This window comes from Burkholderia sp. IT-111MI5 (assembly GCF_949752865.1).
In the GTDB taxonomy this organism is placed as follows: Bacteria; Pseudomonadota; Gammaproteobacteria; order Burkholderiales; family Burkholderiaceae; genus Burkholderia; species Burkholderia pyrrocinia_C.
The window spans coordinates 104,347-124,826 of record NZ_CATKIF010000071.1 but is presented as its reverse complement, the minus strand read 5'-3'; the positions used below and the strand labels follow the sequence as shown (position 1 = coordinate 124,826).

The following is a 20,480-nucleotide window of genomic DNA, read 5'->3' as shown; positions in this document are numbered from 1 at the left end:
CGCGCGCGGCCATGTCGCCATCATCGGCGGCTGGCGGGTTCGGTTGTTGATGACGATCAAGCCGGGCCGGTATTCGATCCGCGAACCGGCTTCGCGGGCGCCCGCCACGCGCGCGGCGTTCGGCCGCCGCGCAGGAAGGAAACCCGCGTTTCCCGTCGCTCGATTTCACTCGGGAAGGCGCTTTCCCTGTTGCGTCGCACAACGTGCCGGGCTTGCTGGCGCCGGGGCGAGCCGATCGTCCAGCGGAGATTCCGAGGGTGGCGTGCGGCGGCCGCGGGCCGCCAATGCGCGACCGGATCGAGCGGCCATCGCGCCGAAAGCGCTATCATCGAATGTACGACTTTCGTCCGGCCCTTTTTTGCCGGCTCACTTTCGACTCGCTCAACCGACATGACAACGACTACCGAACGCGTGGACGGCGCCGCCCAGCATCTCGTCGCCGCCCGCCATGCCGGCTCGCCCGGCCCGCTGCTGCCCGATGCGCTGCGCCCCGAGGACGTCGACACCGCGCTGGCGATCCAGCAGCGCGTCGCCGACCTGCTCGGCGAACCCGTCGGCGGATGGAAATGCGCGCTGCCGCCGCCCGACCGCGTGATCCTCGCGCCGATCTTCGCGTCGACGATCCGCGAAGCCGATGCACCGTACCGCGTCGTCGGCGGGCCGATCGTGCGGATCGAACCGGAAATCGCGTTCGTGCTCGATCGCGACCTGCCCGCGCGCGAACGGCCGTACGACGAGAACGACGTGCGCGGCGCGATCCGCGAAGTGCGCATCGTGCTCGAAGTGCTCGGCTGCCGCTACGCGGAGCCGGCGCGCGCGTCGAAGTTCGAGCTGCTCGCCGACGGGCAGTTCAACCAGGGGCTGTGCGTCGGCCCGGTCGTGCACGACGGGCTGAACGTGCCGCTCGCGACGCTGGCGCTGTCGTTCGAAGGTGCGCTGAACCGCACGATCGACGGCCGCCATCCGGACGGCGATCCGCTGAAGCCGCTCGTGTGGCTCGTCAATTTCCTCGCGTCGCGCGGCGATGCGGTGCGCGCCGGCCAGATCGTGACGACCGGTTCGTACGCGGGTGCGATCGACGTGCCGCTCGGCGATGCACTGACGGTCCGCTTCGGCGAGCTCGGCAGTTTGTCGGTGACGTTGACGGCGTGATGTGTCACGCGCGCTGCCGTCCGACCTTCCGTGACGGCAGCGTCATCGCGCCTGGCCTCAACCCCGATCACGCGAACCGCTTCCACCCCGATACCTGACATGTCGCTGACACCGCTTCCCGCCCTGCTCGACGAAGTCCTGCGCACCGTCGCTCGCCGTTACCGGCTGCCGCCGCTCGACAGCGCGTCGTCGCCGGCCGAAGCCGCGAACCCGGCCGCCACCCTTGCGATCGCGATCGAGGAAGCGCGCCGGCTGCGAAGCGACGGACAAGCTCCCGGCGCGGAACTGCAGCAGCGCTTCATCGATGCGCTCGCACGGATGATCCGCGACGCGATGGACAGGCAATCCGGCGATCCCGCCTTCCAGGCCGCGGTGCTGCGGCACGACGCGCCGAGCGTGCGCGAATACGCGTCGCTGCACGCGCACGCCGAGCAGGACCGGCGCGCGCTGCACTCGGCCGTCAACGCGATCGCGCACCCGGCCAAACTCGAGCGCAGCGCCCAGGCGTGGCAACGCGACGGGCTCGCGCGGCTGCATTCGGCCGCAACGTCCGCGTCGTGGGCCGATCTCCATGCGACGCTGCAGCAACTGCTCGCGCTGCCCGACATGGCGACCGACGCCGCGTTCGAGCAGGACATCGTCAAGCTGAAGGATGGTGCGGCACTCGAACGCCTGCTGCGTCTCGATGCGCTCGCGTCGGACGAGCACGTCCGGCGATACCGCGCACTGTGGGTACGCCAGGGTCCGCTCGAGGGCAGCACGATCGCGGTCGCGCAGGGCGCCGCGTCGCAGCAGCGCGGCGCGGCCGTCGAAGCGCTGGCCGCACAGGCGCTCGACGCGTTGGCCGGCAGGCTGGAAGCCGTGGACGAACGGCGCACCTACCGGGTGGTCACATCGATGCGCGTGCCGTCATCGATACCGGGACGGCACGACCGCGCGAAAACCGAATGGGACGCGATCCTGCTCGAACGTACGCGCGGCGATGAAGCGGCGCCCGCATGGAACGTTCGCTTCCTCGTCGAAGCGAAGGCATCGGCCGATGCGGCGACAACCGATTTGCCGCGGCTGCTGCGCGGCCTGAACCTGCTCGCGCAGGCCGACGCGGACACGATCTATTCGTTCGAGACGCACCAGGGCACGGTGCGCGTGCACGGCGCGTCGCTCCGCGCGTTGACGACCGACGACGCGGCGCTGCAACGGGAAGTGCTGTATTGCTGCGATGCGTCCGCGGACGCGACGCCGCGCCTGCTGGGCGCGGCGAGCCGGATGCAGTTGCTGTCTGCGCAGGCGAGCCTCGAATACGCGAGCGCGCTCGCACGGCAGCCGAACGCCGATCCGGGCGGCCTCGGCGTCATCTGGCATGCGCTGCTGACGCTGCCGCAATGGCATGCCGTGCTGCATCAATACCCGTCGCTGCGGCAGGTCCGCGAACTGATGGTGGCGATCGACGACCTGCGGGCCGCGATCGACGATGTCGCCGACGATGGCGTCGCGAGCAGCGTGTACGCGTGATGCGCGAGCCGGGCCGTCGCGCAACGGCAGCGCGCCGCCCGCACAGTTGGTGAGCACGCCGAACGGCAGCGTCCATCCCGTCAGCCGGCCGCCGTCGGCCCATCGATCGTCGGTCGCAACTGCCGGCTGAATCTTGATTCGGGCGATCCGGATTCAAGGTGGCGTTACGTCTACACTGAGTGGACTTCCATTTCGCCGGGCCGGCAATCGCCGCGACTGGCCGACAGACTCGCGCCCGCCGCCCGATCACCGCGACCGCACCGCCCGCCGGCGCTATCCGTCCCGCCCGTTTGGTACGATACGCGCCGGGGCACGACGCCCCCTGAGAGACCCGGCCATCGCGGCCCCACCCCAGCACAAGAAAAATGCGAAGAAACCCATTGCTGCAACGAAACCTGCTCGCCGCGCTGGCGGCCAGCCTGCTCTGGATCCCCGGCGCCCACGCCAGCTCGGACGACACTTGCTACGCGCCGGCCACGCTCCGGCAGAATGCGTACTCGTGCGGCAACGTGCCGATGCTGAGCCCCGCCAACGACACGCGCATCAACGCGATGCTGCTGATGGTCGACAGCGGCAAGGTCGCGCAGGTGTTCCCGGACCCGAAGACAATCCCGGCGAAAGACCGGATCAACCAGATCATCGTGCCGTTCCCGCTGGACTTTTCCGGGTGGATCGAGATCGGTCAGAAGCGGCCCGACCAGGCCGGCGGCGCGGCGGATGCCGATGCGCCGTCGAATCGGTATGCCGACGGCGAAGGCAGCATCTGCCGCAGCATGAATGCCGGCGCCGATGCGTTCAACGACGCACTGAATGCCGCCGGCGGCATCCCCGCCGACGAAGCCGCGCGCCTGCGCACGGCGCGCACCGACATCGCACAGAAGACCTGTGCCGCGGGCGGCGCTAGCGCCGCCTGGACGAAGCCGCCGGTCAAATCGCCGCTCGGCCAGCAGTTCGCGGCCTACCTCGACGGCACGAACGCGTTCTACCGCGCCGACTTCCTCACCGCAACCAAAGCCTTCGCGAACGCATCGCACAGCGCGAACCCGTGGCTGAAGGAAACCGGGCTCTACATGGCCGGGCGCGCGCAGCTGAACGCCGCGCAGGCCAAGGTGTTCGACAACGACAGCCCCACACCGTCGCGCGCTCGTGTGACGAAGGTGTCTCTCGACGCCGCGAACACGGTGTTTCGTACCTACCTGAACGTATATCCGCAGGGGCGCTATGCGGTGTCCGCGTCGGGGCTGTTGCGGCGCGTCGCGTGGCTCGGCGGGAACGTCGCGCAGCAGGCCGACCTGTACGGCAACGCGCTCGCCCGCTGGTCGCCGAAGACCTCGAACGTGCCGCTGATGCAACTGGCGAACGAACTCGACAGCAAGCTGCTGTTCGGGTCGGAACTCGACGCGCGGCAGATCCAGTCGCCGACCGTGCTCGCGACCGTCGACCTGTTGCGCATGCGCACGTCGGACAGCAGCGACGCCAGCCGCAGCAAGCCGCTGACGCTGGACGACCTGCAGGCGCAGAAGCCGCGCTTCGCGAACGCGCCCGCGCTCTACGACTACCTGCTCGCGACCTGGTATGTCCAGATCGGGCACAAGCCGGATGCCGCGCTCGAACTGCTGCCGCAGACGCCGGCCGTGCCGCTCGACTACTTCGGCCTGAGCCAGCAGACGCTGCGCGCGTTCGCGCTTGAGGACAGCGGCCAGCCCGACAAGGCCCGCCAGCTGTGGCGCGACCTGATCCCGCTCGCGAAATTCCGCTTCCAGCGCGAAGCGCTGGAACTCGCGCTCGCGATCAACCTGGAACAGGCCGGGCTCGTCAACGACGTGTTCGCCGACGATTCGCCGGTGCAGAACGCCGCGCTCCGCGCGATCCTGCTGCAGCGTTCGGCCAGTGCCGACCTGCTGCGCGCGCAGGCGCAGAACCAGGCGACCGGCGGCGCGCTGCGCGACACCGCGCTGTACACGCTGCTGTACAAGGAGCTCACGCGCTCGCACTACGCCGACTTCATTGCCGATGCCGCGCTGGTTTCCGGCACGCCTGCCGATCCGTTGAAACCGTTCATCGCGCCCGGCGCCAGGAACGAAGACGGCTACACGTGCCCGTCCGCGCGCGACATCGCCGCGACGCTGCAGCAGAACCCCGGCGACGCGAAAGGGCTGAACTGCCTCGCCGATTTCGCGCGCCTGCATCCGCCCGCAGCCGGTCTCGAAGGCGATCCGGTGCCGCTGTGGATACGCAACGCATCGTCGACGACCGCCACGCGCGTACCGCCGACGCTCGGCGCATCGCCGTCGCAGTTCGCGGGCAAGCCGTACGAGCGGATGTCGAGCTATGTGACGGTGATGGCCGATGCGCAGGCGAACCCGAACGACCGCGCGTACGCGTTCTACCGCGCAATCAAGTGCTATGCGCCGTCGGGCAGCAACGAATGCGGCGGCAAGGACGTGCCGAAGAACACGCGCAAGCGCTGGTTCGATACGCTGAAGGCCACCTATCCGGGCAGCCCGTGGGCGCAGAAGCTCCGCTACTACTGGTGAGCGCGGCGTGAAGCGTATTGCGTGCGCCGCGCTGCTGCTGGCCGGACGCATCGTGCTAGCCGGCACCGTCGACGCCGCGCAGTACGACGCATTCTGGCTGTGGGCCGGCGTGAAGCCGCAGGCGGTCGTAAGCGGCGCGCGCGCCATCTACGTGCTGCAAGGGCAGATCGAAGCATCGCCGCGGGACGAATCGCAGGTACGCGTCATCGCGCAGGGCGTCGCGCTGCCGCCCGCGCCGAACGCGCGCGTCTGGCTCGTCTATCGTGCGCATACGCTGCGCTGGACGCCGCGCGTCACGCAGATCATGCTGGCGCAGCTCACGCGCTGGCGTGCGTCGGGCCGCACGATCGCGGGCATCCAGATCGACTTCGATGCGCGTACGCGCCATCTGCAGGACTACGTCGAATTCCTGCGCACGCTGCGCGAGACCTTGCCCGCCGATTGCCGGCTGAGCATCACGGGGCTGCTCGACTGGAGCAGCCGCATCGATGCCGACCAGGTCAACCAGCTCAGGGGCATTGTCGACGAGGTGATCGTGCAGACCTATCAGGGGCGCAGCACGATCCCCGACTATGCGGCCTACCTGCCGCGCGTCGCGCGGCTGCAACTGCCATTTCGGATCGGCGTGATCCAGGGCGGCGAGTGGGACGCGCCGCCGTACCTCGCGACGAATCCGTGGTTCCGCGGCTACGTCGTGTTCCTGCGCAACAGCTAGCGGGCGGAAACGCGGCGACGTTGGTCCCCGGCGTATCAGATGCGATAGATCCGCTCTGCATTGCCGACAAACAGCGCCCGCCTCTCCGCATCGCTCGCCCCTGCAATGATCTCCGAATACGCTCGCCAGAGCGCCGGATAGCCGGCATGCAGCCGGTCGATCGGAAAATTCGACGCGAACATGCATCGCGCGGCGCCGAACGCGTCGATTCCCTCGAGCACGTATGGCCGGAAGCTCTCGATCGTCCACCGGTGATCGAACATCGCAAGCCCGCTCAGCTTGAGCATGACGTTCTCGCGCCGGGCGAGCCCGTGCAGCCCGGCGCGCCACGCGCGATAGCCGTGCGCGCTGTCGCGGTCGACGAACATGCCCGCGTGATTGACGATGAAGACCGTGTCCGGATGCGCATCGACCAGCGTCAGCGCGGCCCCGACCTGGGACGGATAGAGCTGCAGGTCGAACGACAGCCCGAGCCGTGCGAGCCACCCGAAATGGTCGCGCCAGCCCGGATCGTCGAGATAGTCCCGATCGACGTAGTTGTACCAGGGGTTCGCGTGGCGGTTCAGTACCTGGCGAATGCCGCGCACGTTCGCGCAGGCGGCGGCCGCCTCGAGCCTCGCCGGCGCGTCGGCACGCGACAGGTCGACGCCCGCGACAATGCCCTCGGGCATGCCGCCGCTCGCCGGCGTGTCGGCCAGCGCCTGCAGCCATTCGACCTCGCTCGGCGTTGTCCACGCGTCATGGATCGCTTCGACGTGCACGACTTTCAGGATGTCGATCCCGCCCGCGTCCGCGCGCAGGTCGGCCGGACCGTATGCGCGCGGCAGCGCCGCCACCGGCCCGGAAAACGCCGGTTGCGCGCGGTCGAGCCAGCCGTAGCTCAACGCATCGGCATCCCAGAAATGCACATGTGGATCGACGACCTGCATTGCGCCTCCCTGCGATCACGCCAGATGGAACATCGGTTCCAGATGTTTTTCGAGCGGCCGCCCGTCCTCGTCCGTCGCCATCAGGTCGGCCATGTACGCCCACCACCGGCGCATCACGTCGTCCTGCGCGAGTTCGGCCATCCGGTGCCCCGCCGGCCGTTTCAGGACGGCGAACAGGCAATCCGTTTCGTCGTCGAGAAAGATCCAGTAATCGGCCACGCCAGCCGCGCGCAGCGCGTCGGCCAGCTCCGGCCAGATCGCATCGTGGCGCCGCCGGTACTCGTCCTTCTGCCCGGGATGCAGCCGCATCCGGAACGCGATCGTCTCCATGTCCGCCCCCGTCATTGCAGGTTCACGTAAAGGCCGCCGTCGACGAGAAGTGCCGCGCCGTTGACGTAGCGCGCCAGGTCCGACGCGAGGAACACCACGCAGTCCGCGACGTCGTCAGGCTCGCCGAGGCGGCCGAGCGGAATGCGCTGCTCGAAGTACTCGGCCTTGCCGGGCGCCGCGAGATCCGCTTCGTTGATCTCGGTGCGGATCGTGCCCGGCAGCACGGAATTGCAGCGGATCTGGTGCGGGCCGAGTGCGACCGCGCACGACTGCATCAGCGCGTGCACGCCGGCCTTCGTCGGCGTGTAGTGCGTCTGCATGCCGCCGCCGACGAGCGCGCTGATCGAACTCGTCGCGACGATCGCGCCGCCGTCGCCCTGCGCGGCCATTCGGCGCGCGACCGCCTGGGTCACGTGGAACGCGCCGTGCAGGTTGACCTCCATCGTGCGTCGCAGCAGGTCGGCGGGCAGATCGAGGAACGCGTGGAACGGACAGATCCCCGCATTGCTCGCCAGCACGTCGATCCGGCCGAACGCGTCGACGGCCCGCGCGACCAGTTCGTCCGCGGTGTCCGGCCGCGCGATGTCGCCCGGCACCGCGAGCGCACGCCGGCCGGTCGCGCCGATCTCGTCGACCAGCGCGTCGAGCGCGTGATCCGACTGCGCCGGCAGCAACGGGTTGGCCCAGTAATTGACGACGACGTCGGCGCCATGCCGCGCGCACGCGAGCGCGATCGCCCGGCCGATGCCGCGCGAGCCGCCGGTAACGACGACGACCTTGTTCTCGAGCAGTTTCATCGCGGCAGCTCAGTGCGTGTAGGGCCGTTCGGTGCGCACGGCCGGATTGAGCCGCACGCCGAAACCGGGCGTATCCGGCACCTTCATCCGCCCGCCCGTCGGTACCGGTTCGTCGAGCAGCAGCGGATCGAACATCGGCACGACGCGATCCGCCTGCGGCGCCATCATCAGGAATTCCGCGAACGGGCTGTTGTGCCGCGTCGTCACGAAGTGATAGCTGTAGACCGACGAGCCGTGCGGCACCACCAGCACGCCGTGCGCGTCGGCGAGCGCCGAAATGCGGACGAGTTCGGTCAGGCCGCCGCACCAGCCGACATCAGGCTGGATGATGTCGCAGCAGCCCATCTCGAGCAGCATCCGGAAGCCCCAGCGGGTCGCCTCGTGCTCGCCCGTCGTCACGAGCAGATCGGGCGGCGCCGCGCGGCGCAACTGCGCGTAGCCCCAGTAGTCGTCGGGCGGCAGGCACTCCTCGATCCACTTGAGCCCGTAAGCGCGCGCCTCGTGCGCGAGCCGGGTTGCATAGCGCACGTCGAGGCTCATCCAGCAGTCGAGCATCAGCCAGAAATCCGCGCCGACGCGATCGCGCATCGTCGCCAGCGCGTCGAGGTTGCGGCGCAGGCCCTCGTCGCCCTCCGCCGGGCCATGATGCAGCGGCAGCTTGCCGCCGATGAACCCCATCTCCTTCGCGAGATCCGGCCGCGCCCCCGTCGCATAGAACTGCAGTTCGTCGCGCACCTTGCCGCCGAGCAACTGGTGCACCGGCTCGCCGCGCACCTTGCCGAGCAGGTCCCACAACGCGAGATCGACGCCGGAGATCGCGTTCAGCACCACGCCCTTGCGCCCGTAATAGAGCGTCGCGTAGAACATCTGATCCCACATCTTCTCGATGTCGGTCACGCGCTGCCCTTCGATGAAGCGCGCCAGATGGCGCTCGACGACGAACGCGCCGATCTCGCCGCCCGTCGTCACCGCGAAACCGACCGTGCCATCGCTCGCCTCGATCTCGATCACGAGGGTGCCGAGCACGTTGATGCCGAACGACTGCCGGCTCTGCCGGTATTCCGGGTAACGCGCCATCGGCGTCGCGATGTGATCGTCGATCCAGTGGTCAGCGCCCTGGTCGTGGTAGTCGGCGCCGCCGCCGCGCACCGTCAGCGCGCGGATGTGTCGTATCGTGGGCATGCTCATCGGGACGTTCCTCGATCGGAAAGAAGAAAAATGCGCGCGTGTCAGCGCGCCCAGCGCAGCACGAGCGCGTCGAGCCGCCGCGCGATCTCGACGAGGCCCGCGCGCGTCTCCGGGTGCAGCGGCATCAGCGGGCGCCGCGGCGCGTCCGACGCGATCACGCCGCCCTCCTTCATCAGCGCCTTGCAGGCGAGCAGCCCGGCCTGCCGGTTTTCGTAGTTGATGAGCGGCAGCCACTTCTCGTAGCCGGCCACCGCCTCGTCGCGCCGGCCCGCGCGATAGGCGGCCAGAATCGGCTGCAGCCCGTCCGGGTAGCCGCCGCCGAGGATGCTGCCCGTCGCGCCCGCGTCGAGATCGGCGAGCAGCGTGATCGCCTCCTCGCCGTCCCACGGCCCCTCGATCGCGTCGCCGCCGAGCGCGATCAGCTCGCGCAGCTTCGCCGCCGACTGCGGCACCTCGATCTTGAAATAGCGCAGGTTCGGAATCGTGCGCGCGAGCCGCGCGAGGAACGCCGCCGATACCTGCGTGCCGCTCATCGGCGCGTCCTGGTACATGATCGGGATGTCGATCGCATCGGAGACCTCCGAGAAGAACGCGCCGATCGCCGCCTCGCCGCAGCGAATCGTCGCGCCGTGATACGGCGGCATGATCATCACCATCGCCGCGCCGGCCGCCTGTGCGGCCCGGCTGCGTGCCGCGCAGATCACCGGATTGAAATGGGTCGTCGTCACGATCACGGGCACCCGGCCCGCGACGTGCTCGAGGATCATCCCGGTGAGCCGCTCGCGCTCGTCGTCGGACAGCGAGAACTGCTCCGAGTAGTTCGCGAGGATGCACAGCCCGTCTGCGCCCGCGTCGATGATGAAGTCGACGCAACGCATCTGCCCTTCCAGATCCAGTTCGCCCGATTCGGTGAAAATGGTCGGCGCAACGGAAAACGCGCCCGTATAGCGGCGAGCTGCCTGCGTGTCATGAATCATCTTGTCGGCCTCACTTCATTCAGGATTGCAAAATTGATAAAGCGCGATTCCGCACGTCGTCACGAGTCGGTCAGACCCGGCCGTACCGGCCGCGCAGCCCGTCCGTCACGCCGCACAGAATCGCGTGCAGCTTGGTTCGCTTGTCGCGCGCATGCAGCAGGATGAACGCGACGTGCTTCAGCGTGATCAGGTTGATCAGCAGCATGGCCGGATAGCGGCGCCAGTAGTCGCGTGCGACCAGGATGCAGTTGCGGGCGGCGTAGTAATGACGCAGCGCGCTCTGGTCGAAGATCTCGACGCGCGGCCAGTGCTGCCGGGCCGACGGACTGCCGAGCTCGTGCGGCAGCGACACGTCCGCATTCACGCACACCGGCACGCCGTTCGCCTGCGCGCGCATGCAGTACTCGGCGTCGACATGGTCGATGAAGAAATCCTCGCGAAACCGGCCGAGCGCGCGATACGCGTCGAGCGAGATCGCGGTGCCGGACGAGATGATCACCGAGCACGGCAGCAAGCCGCGCGCGCCGTCGCCGATCGGCGTGATCCGCGCAGACCAGCGGCGCACGGTGAAGAGCGGCAGGTTGCGCCGGAAGTTTCGGTTGAAGATGCGCGGCCCGACCAGGAAGCGCGTATCGCCGACCGTCGCGCACCCCGTGAGCATCCGCTCGAAATAATCGGCGGGCACGGTCGAATCCTGGTCGAAGATGAAGAATACGTCGCAGCCGCGGCGAATGAGAAACTCCACACCGGCGTTGAACGCGCCGGCGATCCCGCCGCGGTTGTGGTTCGCGACCACGTCGACGCCGTGCGCGGCGAGCCGCGCGTGCAGCTCGCGATCGACGACGGGCGAGTTGTCGACCGCGACGACGGCCGGACTGTGCGCGGGCAGGCCCAGCAGATGGTCGATCTGCGCCGCGGACGGCTTGTACAGCGTGACCAGCGTGCCATGTTTCATGACGGCACCTCGTAACGAAAGCGTGGCGATGCGCCGCACCGGCAGGCGGGCGGCCCGTCCTCCTTGGCCTTGCGTCTCGTCGGTGCGGTCTCGCCGGGCGCGCGTGCGCCGCGGACCGCCCGTTATTTCGCGTACAGCTTCACGACGCTCGCTTCCACCACGCGCGTGATTTCCTCCATCCGCCAGCGGATGTGCGTGTCGGTCAACGCGACGCATCGTTCGGTGTCCCGCGCGGCGAGCGCGTCGAGAATCTCCAGATGCTCGGTGAAGGCCGCGTCGCGCCGCTGGTCGACGTCGACCCATCGCACGTAGTGAATCCGCGCGTTGATTCCCTGCAGCACGCGCCCGATCTCCGCATTGCCCGACAGCGCGGCAAGCTTCAGGTGAAACAGTTCGTCCTTCAGGACGAGCTCCGACGACGGCATCCGCGGCGCGCTCTTCATCACCTGCCGCCAGAAGCGGCGCAGTGTCTTGATGTCGTTGTCGGACGCCCGCTCGCACGCGAGCATCACCGCGGTCGACTCGATCGAACGCCTCAGCTCAAAGAGATCGAACACGTCTTTCCCTTCCAGTTGGCGGATGAAGAATCCGCGATTCGGCACGAAGACCAGCAGGTTCTCTGCGACGAGCCGGTTCAGCGCCTCCCGGATCGGCGTGCGGCTGACGTCGAACCGTTCCGCCAGTTCGAGCTCGTTGACCCGCTCGCCCGGCCGGATCGAATACACCACGGCCATCTGCTTCAGTTGCTCGTAAATCTCGTTGACCGTGAGGCCCGCGCGCCTGGGCGCCAGCGCCTCGCGGCCGCCAAGCACGGAATTCGCTGCCATCTCGCCTCCTCCTTCGTCTGTCGGCGACCGTCATTATCGGCCATGGCGGCCTGCGGACGCCTTTCTTGCTGCTACCGTCATTGCATCAGCAGGCGTCCGAAGCCCGGCACCGGATCGTCGACGCCGGCGAGCCGCAGCGCATGCCATGCGAGCGCGTGATTGCTCGACAACACCGGCTTGCCGGCGCGCGCCTCGATCTCCGCGAGCGCGTCGACGAGCCGAAGGCTCGTGCACGACACGAACACCGCGTCCACCGCCGGATCGGCGGCCAGCGCGAGCACCGCGCGCTCGATCGATGCGCGGTCGATCCGCGCCACCTCGTTGTCGTCGCGGTGCTCGAACGAGCCCGCGCGCACGACGTCGACACCGCGCGCGCGCAGGTAGGCCGCCATCGCTTCGTTGATCGAGCGCTCGTACGGCGTGAGGAGCGCGACGCCGCGCGCCCCCAGCGCGCCGAGCGCGACCCGCGCCGCGGTGATCGGCGTCGTGCACGCGACGCCCGGCCGCGCCTCGCGGATCCGCTCGAACACGCGCTCCTCGCCGAGCACCATCGACGCGGACGTGCAGCCGAACGCCACCACGTCGAGGCGCTCGCCGGGGCGGATCAGCTCGACGGCCGCCGCGATCCCGCCGTCCATCCGCGCGAGCGTCTCCGCGGTGATGTCGGCGGAGTTCGCGATCCGGCTCTCGTAGAACGCGACGCCGTCGAGCGCGAGCACGCGCCGCCATTCGTATTCGATCGTATGGTCGGTCGCGAGCACGACGAGCCCGATCGCCGCGCGGCGCGCGATGCCCGCATCGAGCGAGAAGCCGAAGCGCGCGTACGAACCGGCGCCGTGCTGCACAGGGGTCGAAAGAAGTTCGCTCACTGGAGTGTCATCCCGGTAATGTCGATGTCGGGCTGCCGGCCGTGGATCAGGTCCGCGACGATCTTCGCGGTACCGCACGACATCGTCCAGCCCATGTGGCCGTGCCCGGTGTTGAGAAACAGGTTGCGATGCCGGGTCGCGCCGATGATCGGCGTGCCTTCCGGCGTCATCGGCCGCAACCCGGCCCAGTACGACGGTTTCGTATAGTCGGCGCCGTTCGGAAACAGCGCCTTCGCGGTCGCCAGCATGTGCGCGAAGTCCGCGGGCGTGTGGGTCGTGTCGTAACCGCCGAATTCGGCCGTCGCGGTCAGGCGCAGCCGCTCGCCGAACCGCGCCCACGCGACGAGCTGGTTTTCCTCGACGCCGCCGAGCGTCGGCGGCTCGTGGCGCGCGTCGATCGGCAGTGTGACCGAGTAGCCTTTCACCGGGTAGATCGGCAACCGGTAGCCGAGCCGGCGCGCGACGAACGGCGAGTACGCGCCGAGCGCGAGCACGTAGCGGTCGCCGCTCACGCGGCCCTGCGACGTCTGCACGTAGTCCACCGCGTCCGCGTTCGCGCGCATGCCGTCGATCGTCGCGCCGAAGCGGAACTCGACGCCGAGCGCGCGGCAGCGTTCGGCGAGCGCGCGGGTAAACAGATGCGCGTCGCCGCTCTCGTCGGACGGGCAGTAGATCGCGCCCGCGATCTCGCCCGCCGCGCCGGCGAGCGCGGGCTCGCGCTCGATCACCGCGCGCGGGTCGAGCGTCTCGAGCGGCAGGCCGTTGTCGGACAGGATCCGCATGTTCGCGATGCCGCGCTCGAACGACGCGGGATCCCGGTACAGGTACAGCAGCCCGCCGCTGATCCGGTCGTACGCGAGCCCCTCGTCGCGGGTCGCGGACTGGAGCTGCTGCTGCGCGTAGCGGCACAGCCGCACCTTGATCGACGTGTTCCGGCGCGACCGCTCCGCCGTGCAGTTCTGCAGGAACTGGCGGCACCACGCCCACATCCGCCAGTCCGGCGACCACTTGAGGCGCAGCGCCTGCCCGTCCGAGAACAGCGACTTGAGCAGGATCTTCGGCGCGCGCGGCGACGCCCACGTATAGGAATGCCCGGGCGCGATCAGCCCCGCGTTCGCGAAGCTCGTCTCGAGCGCGACGCCGTCGCGCCGGTCGACCACCACCACCTCGTCGCCCGCCTTCGCGAGAAAGTAGGCGGTCGTCACACCGACGATGCCGCCTCCGAGCACGACCGTCCTCATCGCTCGCCTCCGCTAGAACGCGGCGATCGCCGCGATTTCGACCGTGTACTCGGGAAACGCGAGCGCCGACTCCACGCAGGCGCGCGCCGGCGCGTCGCCCTGCGGCACCCATGCGTCCCAGATCCGGTTCATGTCGGCAAAGCTCCGGTGATCGGCAAGCCAGATGTTCGCGGACACGATCCGGCGCTTGTCGAGCCCCGCGCCGTCGAGCAGCCGGTCGATCTTGTCGAGGATCTGGCGGGTCTGGCCGGCGACGTCGAGTGCGGTGTCGTCGGCAACCTGTCCGGCAATGAACGCGAAGCCGCCCGCAACCACGAGCTGGCTCATCCGTTCGCCTGCGCCATATCGCTTGATCTCCATCGCACCGCCTCCGTTTCCGTGTCGAGTGGGTTGAATTCTAAGCATCCATATTCAGCACTGTATACACTTTTTTCAAAAATATTCGATGCCGCGCCAATCTGGCGCATATGCCCGACGCTGGTGTTTACCGTCGCTGAGTTTGTGCATTTAATGCTTTAAAACAAGGAATTTTCTTGTGAACCTCGATGTGTTTTACGAACTTCGCCACATCCGCTCAAAAAGTGTTTGCCAACGATTTTTGTTCTGTGATTCTGTCGACACTTTTGTATTTCAAACGCAATTCAACACGCATTCAGGAGAACAAAAATGAAGCTGGGTTGCTGGAGTCTCGGGATCTGCGTCGCGCTCGGCGCGTCGGCGACATTTCCTGCGCGCGCCGACGTCAGCGTCGGCGCCGTGTTGCCGCTGACAGGCGCAAGCGCGTCGATCGGCGAGGACCAGCGGCGCGGGATCGAACTCGCGGTCGCGAAGATCAACGCGCAAGGCGGCGTGCTCGGGCAGAAGCTGCAGGTGCGGATCGAGGATTCGGGCGGCACGGCGAACACGGCGCTCGACGCCGCGCGCAAGCTGGCGACGGTCGAGCGCGTGCCGCTCGTGCTCGGCGAATTCTCTTCGTCGGTAACGATTCCGGTCGGGCAGTTCCTCGTGCGCCAGGGCGACGTGCACATCAACATCGGTTCGTCGAGCCAGCAGGTCCGCAAGATCGGCGCGGGCTCGTTCAGCGCAATCGGGCTCGACGACCTGTCCGCGCGCTTCGCCGCGCAGGATGTGTACGACCGCAAGCTGCGGCGCGTCGCGCTGATCGCGCCGAACAACGGCTACGGCCAGGGCATCGCGGCCGAGTTCAGGAAGCGCTTCGAGGCGCTCGGCGGCACGATCGTGTCGACGGTGCTCTACACCGAGGGCCAGTCGACCTACCGGCGCGAGCTGGAGCAGGCATCGCGCGCACAGCCCGACGGCTACGTGTACAGCGCGTACGGACAGGAAGCCGCGACGCTGAACCGGCAGGCGTTCGAGATGCGCCTCAACCAGCAGCCGTGGTACGGGATCTACCTGACGATGTGCACGAGCGACACGCCCGCGCAGATCGCGCAGGGGCAGATCGGCCTGGAGGTCGCGGCGCTCGGCACAAGTGCCGCCGCGTATGCGGCCGACTATCGCGCCGCCTACCACGAGGCGCCGCGCTCGGCGTTCGGCAGCTACGCGTACGACGCGACGATGCTGTCCGCCGCCGCGATCAATCGCGCCCAATCGGCCGATCCGGCGAAGGTGCGCGCGGCGCTCGCGGCCAGCCAGCCGTACACGGGCGTGACCGGCACGATCGCCTTCGACGCCGACGGCCAGCGCACGGTGCAGCCGTACGAGAAGGTCCTGTACCGGCAATCCGTCGTCGCGCGCTAGCCACCGGGAGCAACGCGATGCTGCAATTCCTGATCGATGTCCTGATGCGCACGTCCGACCTGCTGCTCGTGTCGGTCGGCCTGTCGACGCTGTATTCGCTGATTCGCTTCCCGAACATCGCGCACGTCCAGTACGCGATGATCGGTGCGTTCGCGACCCTCGGGTTCGAGCGCGCGGGCCTGCCGTTCGCGCTCGCGACCGCCGTGTCGTGCGTGCTGGTCGGCCTTGCCGCGACGCTGCTGAACCTGTTCGTGTTCACGCGGCTGCTGCGCTCGGGCAGCGCGGTCGCGATGATCGGTTCGCTCGCCGTATCGCTGCTCGCCGTCGCGCTGATGCTCGGCACCGCCGGCTCGCGGCCTTTGCAGTATGCGCAGGCGGTGCGTCCGCCGCTGATGGTCGGCGGCGTCGCGATGTCGTCCGCGCAGGCGGGCTCGATCGCGTGCGGCGCCGTCGCGCTCGCGGTGTTCGCGCTGCTGCTGTACCGCACCCGCCTCGGCCGGGCGATGCGCGCGCTCGCGTCGAATCGCGCACTCGCGCTCGCAACGGGCATCGACGCGCAGCGCGTGACCAACGTGATCACGTTCGCAAGCGGCGTGCTCGCGGCGCTCGGCGGCACGATGCTCGGCGCGACCGAAAGCGTGCACGTCAACCTCGGCTACGGGCTGCTGATCCCGGTGTTTTCCGCCGCCATCCTCGGCGGCCTCGGCAATCCGCTCGGCGCGGCGGCCGGCGCACTCCTGATCGCGTTCGCCGAAACGACCGCGCTCGACGTCGACTTCGGCGGGCTGGTCGGCCGGCCGCTCGCGTTCTTTCCGGTCGAATACGTCGGCGCCGTGTCGTTCGCGATCCTGCTCGTCGTACTCGTGTTCCGGCCATACGGAATCTTCGACAGGGAGGTGCGTCGTGTCTAGTTTCATCGTCCATCTGCTGACCGTCGCGTGCCTGTACGCGACGATGGCGCTCGGCCTGAACCTGCAGGCCGGCTATGCGGGGCTCGTCAATTTCGGCTTCGTCGCGTTCGCGGGGCTCGGCGCCTACGCCGCCGGCATCGCGTCGCAGCTCGGCTGGCCGCTGCCGGCCGCGCTTGCGCTCGCGGCCGGCGCGGCGAGCGTGCTGGCCGTCGCGATCGCACGGCTCGGCCGCCATCTGTCGGCCGACTACTGGGGCATCGCGACGCTCGCGATCGCCGAGATCCTGCGCACGTTCGCGTTGAACGAAGGCTGGCTGACGGGCGGCGCGCAAGGCATCGGCGGCATCGCGCCGCTGTTTCCCGGGCTGCGCTCGCCGTGGGCCGACCTCGCGTTCCTCGCCGTCGCGGCCGGCTGCCTCGCCGTCGCATACGCCGCATGCCGGCTGCTGACCACCGGCCGCTTCGGCCGCGCGCTGAAGGTGATGCGCGAGGAGCCCGCGCTCGCCGTCTGCTTCGGCTACGACCCGGTCGCGCTGAAGACCCGGGCGAGCGTCGCGGGGGCGCTGCCCGCGGCGTTCGCGGGCGCGCTCCTCACCTGGTACATCAGCTACGTCGGCCCGGACACGATGGTGGCATCCGAAACCTTCGCGCTGTGGACCATCGTCATGGTCGGCGGGCTCGGCAGCCATGCGGGCGTGCTGGCCGGCGCGATCATCGTGCAGGCGGTCTACGCGGTCGCGCCGTTTCTGAAGGACTGGCTCGGCGTCGGCAGCGATCTCGCGGGCGCGGTGCGCCTCGGCCTCGTCGGCCTGATGCTGCTCGCATGCGTGCTGTGGCGCCCGCGCGGCCTTGTGCCGGAACGACTGGAGGTTCACCCATGAGCGCGCTGCTCGAGCTTGAAGGCGTCACGATACGCTACGGCGACAACACGGTGCTGTCGGGCCTCACGCTGTCCGTCGGCGACGGCGAGATCGTCGGGCTGCTCGGTCCGAACGGCTCGGGCAAGAGCACGGCGCTCAACGCGATCACGGGCTTCGCTCCCGTCGCGGCCGGCGCGATCCGCTTCGCCGGGCGCCGCATCGACGCGCTTGCGCCGCACCGGATCGCGCGGCTCGGCATCCGCCGGACGTTCCAGTTGCCGTCGATGCCCGCGCGCATGTCGGTGCTGGAACTGGCGATGGCTGCGTCGTCGGCCCGTCACGGGCCGGTCGCCGCGTTGCTGCGCAGTCGTGCAACGCGCGCGCTGGAAGCCGAAACCCGCGCACGCGCTACCGCGCTGCTCGAGGAGCTGAAGCTCGCGCACGTCGCGCAGCTCGGCGCCGCGGCAATTTCGGGCGGCCAGAAGAAGCTGCTCGGCATCGCGTGCGCGATGATGACCGAGCCGAAGCTGCTGCTGCTCGACGAACCGACCGCGGGCGTTCACCCCAACCTGCGCGGCGAGCTGGTCGCCGAACTGCGCCGCATCTGCGGACAGGGCGTCACGCTCGTCGTGATCGAGCACGACATGCACTTCATCCGCGAGCTGTGCGACCGCTGCATCGTGCTCGATCGCGGCGCCGCGATCGCCGACTGCCGTCCCGCCGAACTCGAGAGCAACCGGCGCGTGCTCGATGCCTACCTGGGCCGCGCGCATGCGCGCCGTCCGCTGGGGGTGTCATGATCGACGTCCGCGATCTGATCGCCGGCTACACACCCGACATCGACATCCTGCACGGGGTATCGCTAGCCGTCGGGCCGGTCGACATCGTCACGATCCTCGGCCCGAACGGCTGCGGCAAGTCGACGCTCCTCAAGGCCATCGCCGGCTTCGTGCTGCCGCGCGCCGGCACGGTCACGATGCACGGCCGCGACATCGCGCGCGTGCCGGTACACCGCAAGATCCGCGAGTACGACATCGGCTTCGTTCCGCAGACCGACAACGTGTTCGGCGCGCTGACGGTTCGCGAGAACCTGATGCTCGGCGGCCACGCGATGTCCGCGTTCCCGCGCGAAGCGCGGATCGAGGAGCTGTGCGAGCAATACCCGGTGCTGCGGCGCCGCTACCGGTCGCCCGCGGGCGCACTGTCGGGCGGCGAGCGGCAGATCGTGTCGCTCGCACGCGCGCTGATGCCCCGCCCCGTGCTGCTGCTGCTCGACGAGCCGTCGGCCGGCCTGTCGCCGAAGATGGTCGACGAGGTGTTCGACGCGATCGTCAGGATGCGCGACACCGAGCACATCGCCGTGCTGATGGTCGAACAGAACGCGCTCGAGGCACTGCGCATCGCCGATCGCGGCGTGGTGCTGACGATGGGCCGCGTTGCGCTGACGGGCACGTCGGCCGAACTGCTCGACAGCGACGAGATGCGGCGCCTCTATCTCGGCGGGCGTGCCGCATGAGCACGAATGCCGCCCCCGCTGCCGGCGCGACCGGCGCGAACGCCACCCGGCCCGCGCGCGTGATGGTCGCGCTCGCCTGCGGCTTCGTGATGGCGATGCTCGACGTGACCATCGTGAACGTCGCGCTGAAGGCGATGCAGGCGAGTCTCGACATGTCGCTGACGGCACTCGTCTGGGTGGTCGATGCCTATACGCTCAGCTTCGCCGCGCTGCTGCTGTTCGGCGGCGCGCTCGCGAACCGTTACGGGCCGCGTACGATCTATGTCGCCGGGCTCGCGCTGTTCGTCGCCGCGTCGGTGCTGTGCGCGGCCGCGCAGACGAGCGGCATGCTGGTCGCCGCGCGGCTGCTGCAGGGCGTCGGTGCCGCGCTCTTCATGCCGAGCTCGCTCAGCCTGCTCACGCTGGCGTTTCCGGCCGGGCCGCTGCGCACGCGGATGATCGGCATCTGGGGCGCACTGGTATCGGCGGCGATGGCGATCGGGCCGTGCGTCGGCGGCGTGCTCGTCGACGTAATCGGCTGGCGCGGAATCTTCTGGGTCAACCTGCCCGTCGGCCTGGCCGGACTGTGGCTCACGCACCGCCACGTCGGGCACTCGCCGCGCCACCCCGGCCCGCTGAACACGTTCGGCCATCTGCTCGGCGTGCTCGCGCTCGCGGCGCTCAGCTATACGCTGATCGAGGGGCCGGGCGCCGGCTGGCGCTCGCCCGCCATCGTCGCCGGCGCGGCCGCGACGCTCGCTGCCGGCACCGCGTTCGTGTGGCGCGAACGTCGCGCCCGCCACCGGATCCTGTCGCCCGCACTGCTGCGCAACCCGCGCTTCGTCGCGGGCGGCCTGCTCGGGCTCGCGATCAATTTCGGCATCCTTGCGGAAATCTTCCTGCTGAGCCTTTACCTGCAGCAGACGCGCGGCGCGAGCGCGCTGCGCGCCGGCTTCGAACTGTTTCCGTTGATGGCGATGTTCGGCATCGGCAATCTCGCGTCCGCCCGCGTGAGCGCGCGGCTCGGCCCGCGCGGCACGCTGCTCGCGGGCCTCGCGCTCGCCACGCTCGGCAGCGCCGCGCTGATCGGCATCGAGGCGCTGCCCTACACGGCGCTCGCGATCGCGGTCGGCATCGCGAACTTCGGCGCGGGCCAGGCGATCCCCGCGATGAATCTCGTCGTCATGCAGTCGGCCGGCCCCGCGGATGCGAATCTCGCCGCCGCCTCGCTGAACGCGAGCCGGCAGATCGGCTCGCTGGTCGGCGTCGCGATCGCGTCGGTCGTGCTGCACGCGATCGCCGACCCGGACCGCGCAACCGCCGCCGGCTTCGCGGTGATCGCGGCCGTCTACCTGGCCGGCTTCGCGATCGTGTTCCGGCGCATCGACCCGGGCTGACGCGCACACGGCCCGCCCTTCTTCATCA

Annotated in this window: 20 protein-coding genes; 10 read left to right on the top strand and 10 right to left on the bottom strand. The window is 69.2% G+C overall.

Features of this window, described 5'->3' with window-relative positions; translation table 11 throughout:
* Positions 1 to 390: 390 nt before the first annotated feature.
* From ACM6JT_RS31945 to ACM6JT_RS31930, 4 genes are all read left to right on the top strand, one after another.
* Complete coding sequence (locus tag ACM6JT_RS31945) at positions 391 to 1,152, top strand: 2-keto-4-pentenoate hydratase (protein ID WP_034184542.1); 762 nt, start codon at positions 391 to 393, stop codon at positions 1,150 to 1,152.
* 99 nt (positions 1,153 to 1,251) lie between these two features.
* Positions 1,252 to 2,664: a 3-deoxy-D-arabino-heptulosonate 7-phosphate synthase gene (locus ACM6JT_RS31940; RefSeq protein WP_414857922.1), complete on the top strand. Its 1,413-nt coding sequence runs from the start codon at positions 1,252 to 1,254 to the stop codon at positions 2,662 to 2,664.
* 365 nt (positions 2,665 to 3,029) lie between these two features.
* The gene (locus tag ACM6JT_RS31935; protein ID WP_414857921.1) at positions 3,030 to 5,201 is read left to right on the top strand and encodes a hypothetical protein; all 2,172 of its coding nucleotides are present in this window, start codon (positions 3,030 to 3,032) and stop codon (positions 5,199 to 5,201) included.
* Positions 5,202 to 5,208: 7 nt separating this feature from the next.
* Positions 5,209 to 5,916 carry a DUF3142 domain-containing protein gene (locus tag ACM6JT_RS31930; RefSeq protein ID WP_175748020.1) on the top strand — a complete coding sequence of 236 codons (708 nt, stop codon included), beginning with the start codon at positions 5,209 to 5,211 and terminating at the stop codon, positions 5,914 to 5,916.
* Between the two features lie 35 nt (positions 5,917 to 5,951).
* Here the strand turns inward: ACM6JT_RS31930 and ACM6JT_RS31925 are convergent, their stop codons facing one another.
* The 10 genes from ACM6JT_RS31925 to ACM6JT_RS31880 all read right to left on the bottom strand — a co-directional run bounded on the left by ACM6JT_RS31925 (position 5,952) and on the right by ACM6JT_RS31880 (position 14,389).
* The gene (locus tag ACM6JT_RS31925; RefSeq protein ID WP_414857920.1) at positions 5,952 to 6,845 is read right to left on the bottom strand and encodes an amidohydrolase family protein; all 894 of its coding nucleotides are present in this window, start codon (positions 6,843 to 6,845) and stop codon (positions 5,952 to 5,954) included.
* A 15-nt stretch (positions 6,846 to 6,860) separates the two neighbouring features.
* Positions 6,861 to 7,175: an L-rhamnose mutarotase gene (gene rhaM, locus ACM6JT_RS31920; protein WP_414858018.1), complete on the bottom strand. Its 315-nt coding sequence runs from the start codon at positions 7,173 to 7,175 to the stop codon at positions 6,861 to 6,863.
* Positions 7,176 to 7,186: 11 nt separating this feature from the next.
* Complete coding sequence (locus ACM6JT_RS31915; RefSeq protein ID WP_414857919.1) at positions 7,187 to 7,972, bottom strand: SDR family NAD(P)-dependent oxidoreductase; 786 nt, start codon at positions 7,970 to 7,972, stop codon at positions 7,187 to 7,189.
* A 9-nt stretch (positions 7,973 to 7,981) separates the two neighbouring features.
* Complete coding sequence (rhmD, locus tag ACM6JT_RS31910; protein WP_006756437.1) at positions 7,982 to 9,160, bottom strand: L-rhamnonate dehydratase; 1,179 nt, start codon at positions 9,158 to 9,160, stop codon at positions 7,982 to 7,984.
* Positions 9,161 to 9,201: 41 nt separating this feature from the next.
* Entirely contained in the window at positions 9,202 to 10,137 is a 936-nt protein-coding gene (locus ACM6JT_RS31905) for a dihydrodipicolinate synthase family protein (protein WP_034184548.1), read from the bottom strand.
* A gap of 70 nt (positions 10,138 to 10,207) precedes the next feature.
* Positions 10,208 to 11,092 (bottom strand): glycosyltransferase family 2 protein, encoded by an 885-nt coding sequence (locus ACM6JT_RS31900; protein WP_105392800.1) that lies wholly within the window; start codon positions 11,090 to 11,092, stop codon positions 10,208 to 10,210.
* A 122-nt stretch (positions 11,093 to 11,214) separates the two neighbouring features.
* Entirely contained in the window at positions 11,215 to 11,919 is a 705-nt protein-coding gene (locus ACM6JT_RS31895; RefSeq protein WP_414857918.1) for a GntR family transcriptional regulator, read from the bottom strand.
* A 77-nt stretch (positions 11,920 to 11,996) separates the two neighbouring features.
* A complete protein-coding gene (locus ACM6JT_RS31890) occupies positions 11,997 to 12,788 on the bottom strand; it encodes an aspartate/glutamate racemase family protein (RefSeq protein WP_081938620.1) in 792 nt (263 codons plus the stop codon).
* Complete coding sequence (locus ACM6JT_RS31885) at positions 12,785 to 14,029, bottom strand: D-amino acid dehydrogenase (RefSeq protein ID WP_034184552.1); 1,245 nt, start codon at positions 14,027 to 14,029, stop codon at positions 12,785 to 12,787. Before ACM6JT_RS31885 ends, ACM6JT_RS31890 begins: the two co-directional genes overlap by 4 nt.
* Before the next feature lie 12 nt (positions 14,030 to 14,041).
* The gene (locus ACM6JT_RS31880) at positions 14,042 to 14,389 is read right to left on the bottom strand and encodes a RidA family protein (protein WP_034184553.1); all 348 of its coding nucleotides are present in this window, start codon (positions 14,387 to 14,389) and stop codon (positions 14,042 to 14,044) included.
* A 306-nt stretch (positions 14,390 to 14,695) separates the two neighbouring features.
* Here ACM6JT_RS31880 and ACM6JT_RS31875 point away from each other — a divergent pair, with 306 nt between their 5' ends.
* Genes ACM6JT_RS31875 through ACM6JT_RS31850 form a run of 6 tightly spaced genes read left to right on the top strand, consistent with a single transcriptional unit; the run spans position 14,696 to position 20,452 of the window.
* Positions 14,696 to 15,790 (top strand): ABC transporter substrate-binding protein, encoded by a 1,095-nt coding sequence (locus tag ACM6JT_RS31875; RefSeq protein ID WP_034184554.1) that lies wholly within the window; start codon positions 14,696 to 14,698, stop codon positions 15,788 to 15,790.
* A 17-nt stretch (positions 15,791 to 15,807) separates the two neighbouring features.
* Entirely contained in the window at positions 15,808 to 16,701 is an 894-nt protein-coding gene (locus ACM6JT_RS31870) for a branched-chain amino acid ABC transporter permease (RefSeq protein WP_034184555.1), read from the top strand.
* Positions 16,694 to 17,581, top strand: coding sequence for a branched-chain amino acid ABC transporter permease (locus ACM6JT_RS31865; RefSeq protein WP_414857917.1), 888 nt, complete (start codon positions 16,694 to 16,696; stop codon positions 17,579 to 17,581). Before ACM6JT_RS31870 ends, ACM6JT_RS31865 begins: the two co-directional genes overlap by 8 nt.
* A complete protein-coding gene (locus tag ACM6JT_RS31860; RefSeq protein WP_175748025.1) occupies positions 17,578 to 18,360 on the top strand; it encodes an ABC transporter ATP-binding protein in 783 nt (260 codons plus the stop codon). The genes ACM6JT_RS31865 and ACM6JT_RS31860 overlap by 4 nt, the downstream gene beginning before the upstream one ends.
* Complete coding sequence (locus ACM6JT_RS31855) at positions 18,357 to 19,076, top strand: ABC transporter ATP-binding protein (RefSeq protein ID WP_131947214.1); 720 nt, start codon at positions 18,357 to 18,359, stop codon at positions 19,074 to 19,076. The genes ACM6JT_RS31860 and ACM6JT_RS31855 overlap by 4 nt, the downstream gene beginning before the upstream one ends.
* Positions 19,073 to 20,452 (top strand): MFS transporter, encoded by a 1,380-nt coding sequence (locus ACM6JT_RS31850; protein ID WP_244099547.1) that lies wholly within the window; start codon positions 19,073 to 19,075, stop codon positions 20,450 to 20,452. Before ACM6JT_RS31855 ends, ACM6JT_RS31850 begins: the two co-directional genes overlap by 4 nt.
* The last annotated feature ends 28 nt before the right edge of the window (positions 20,453 to 20,480 follow it).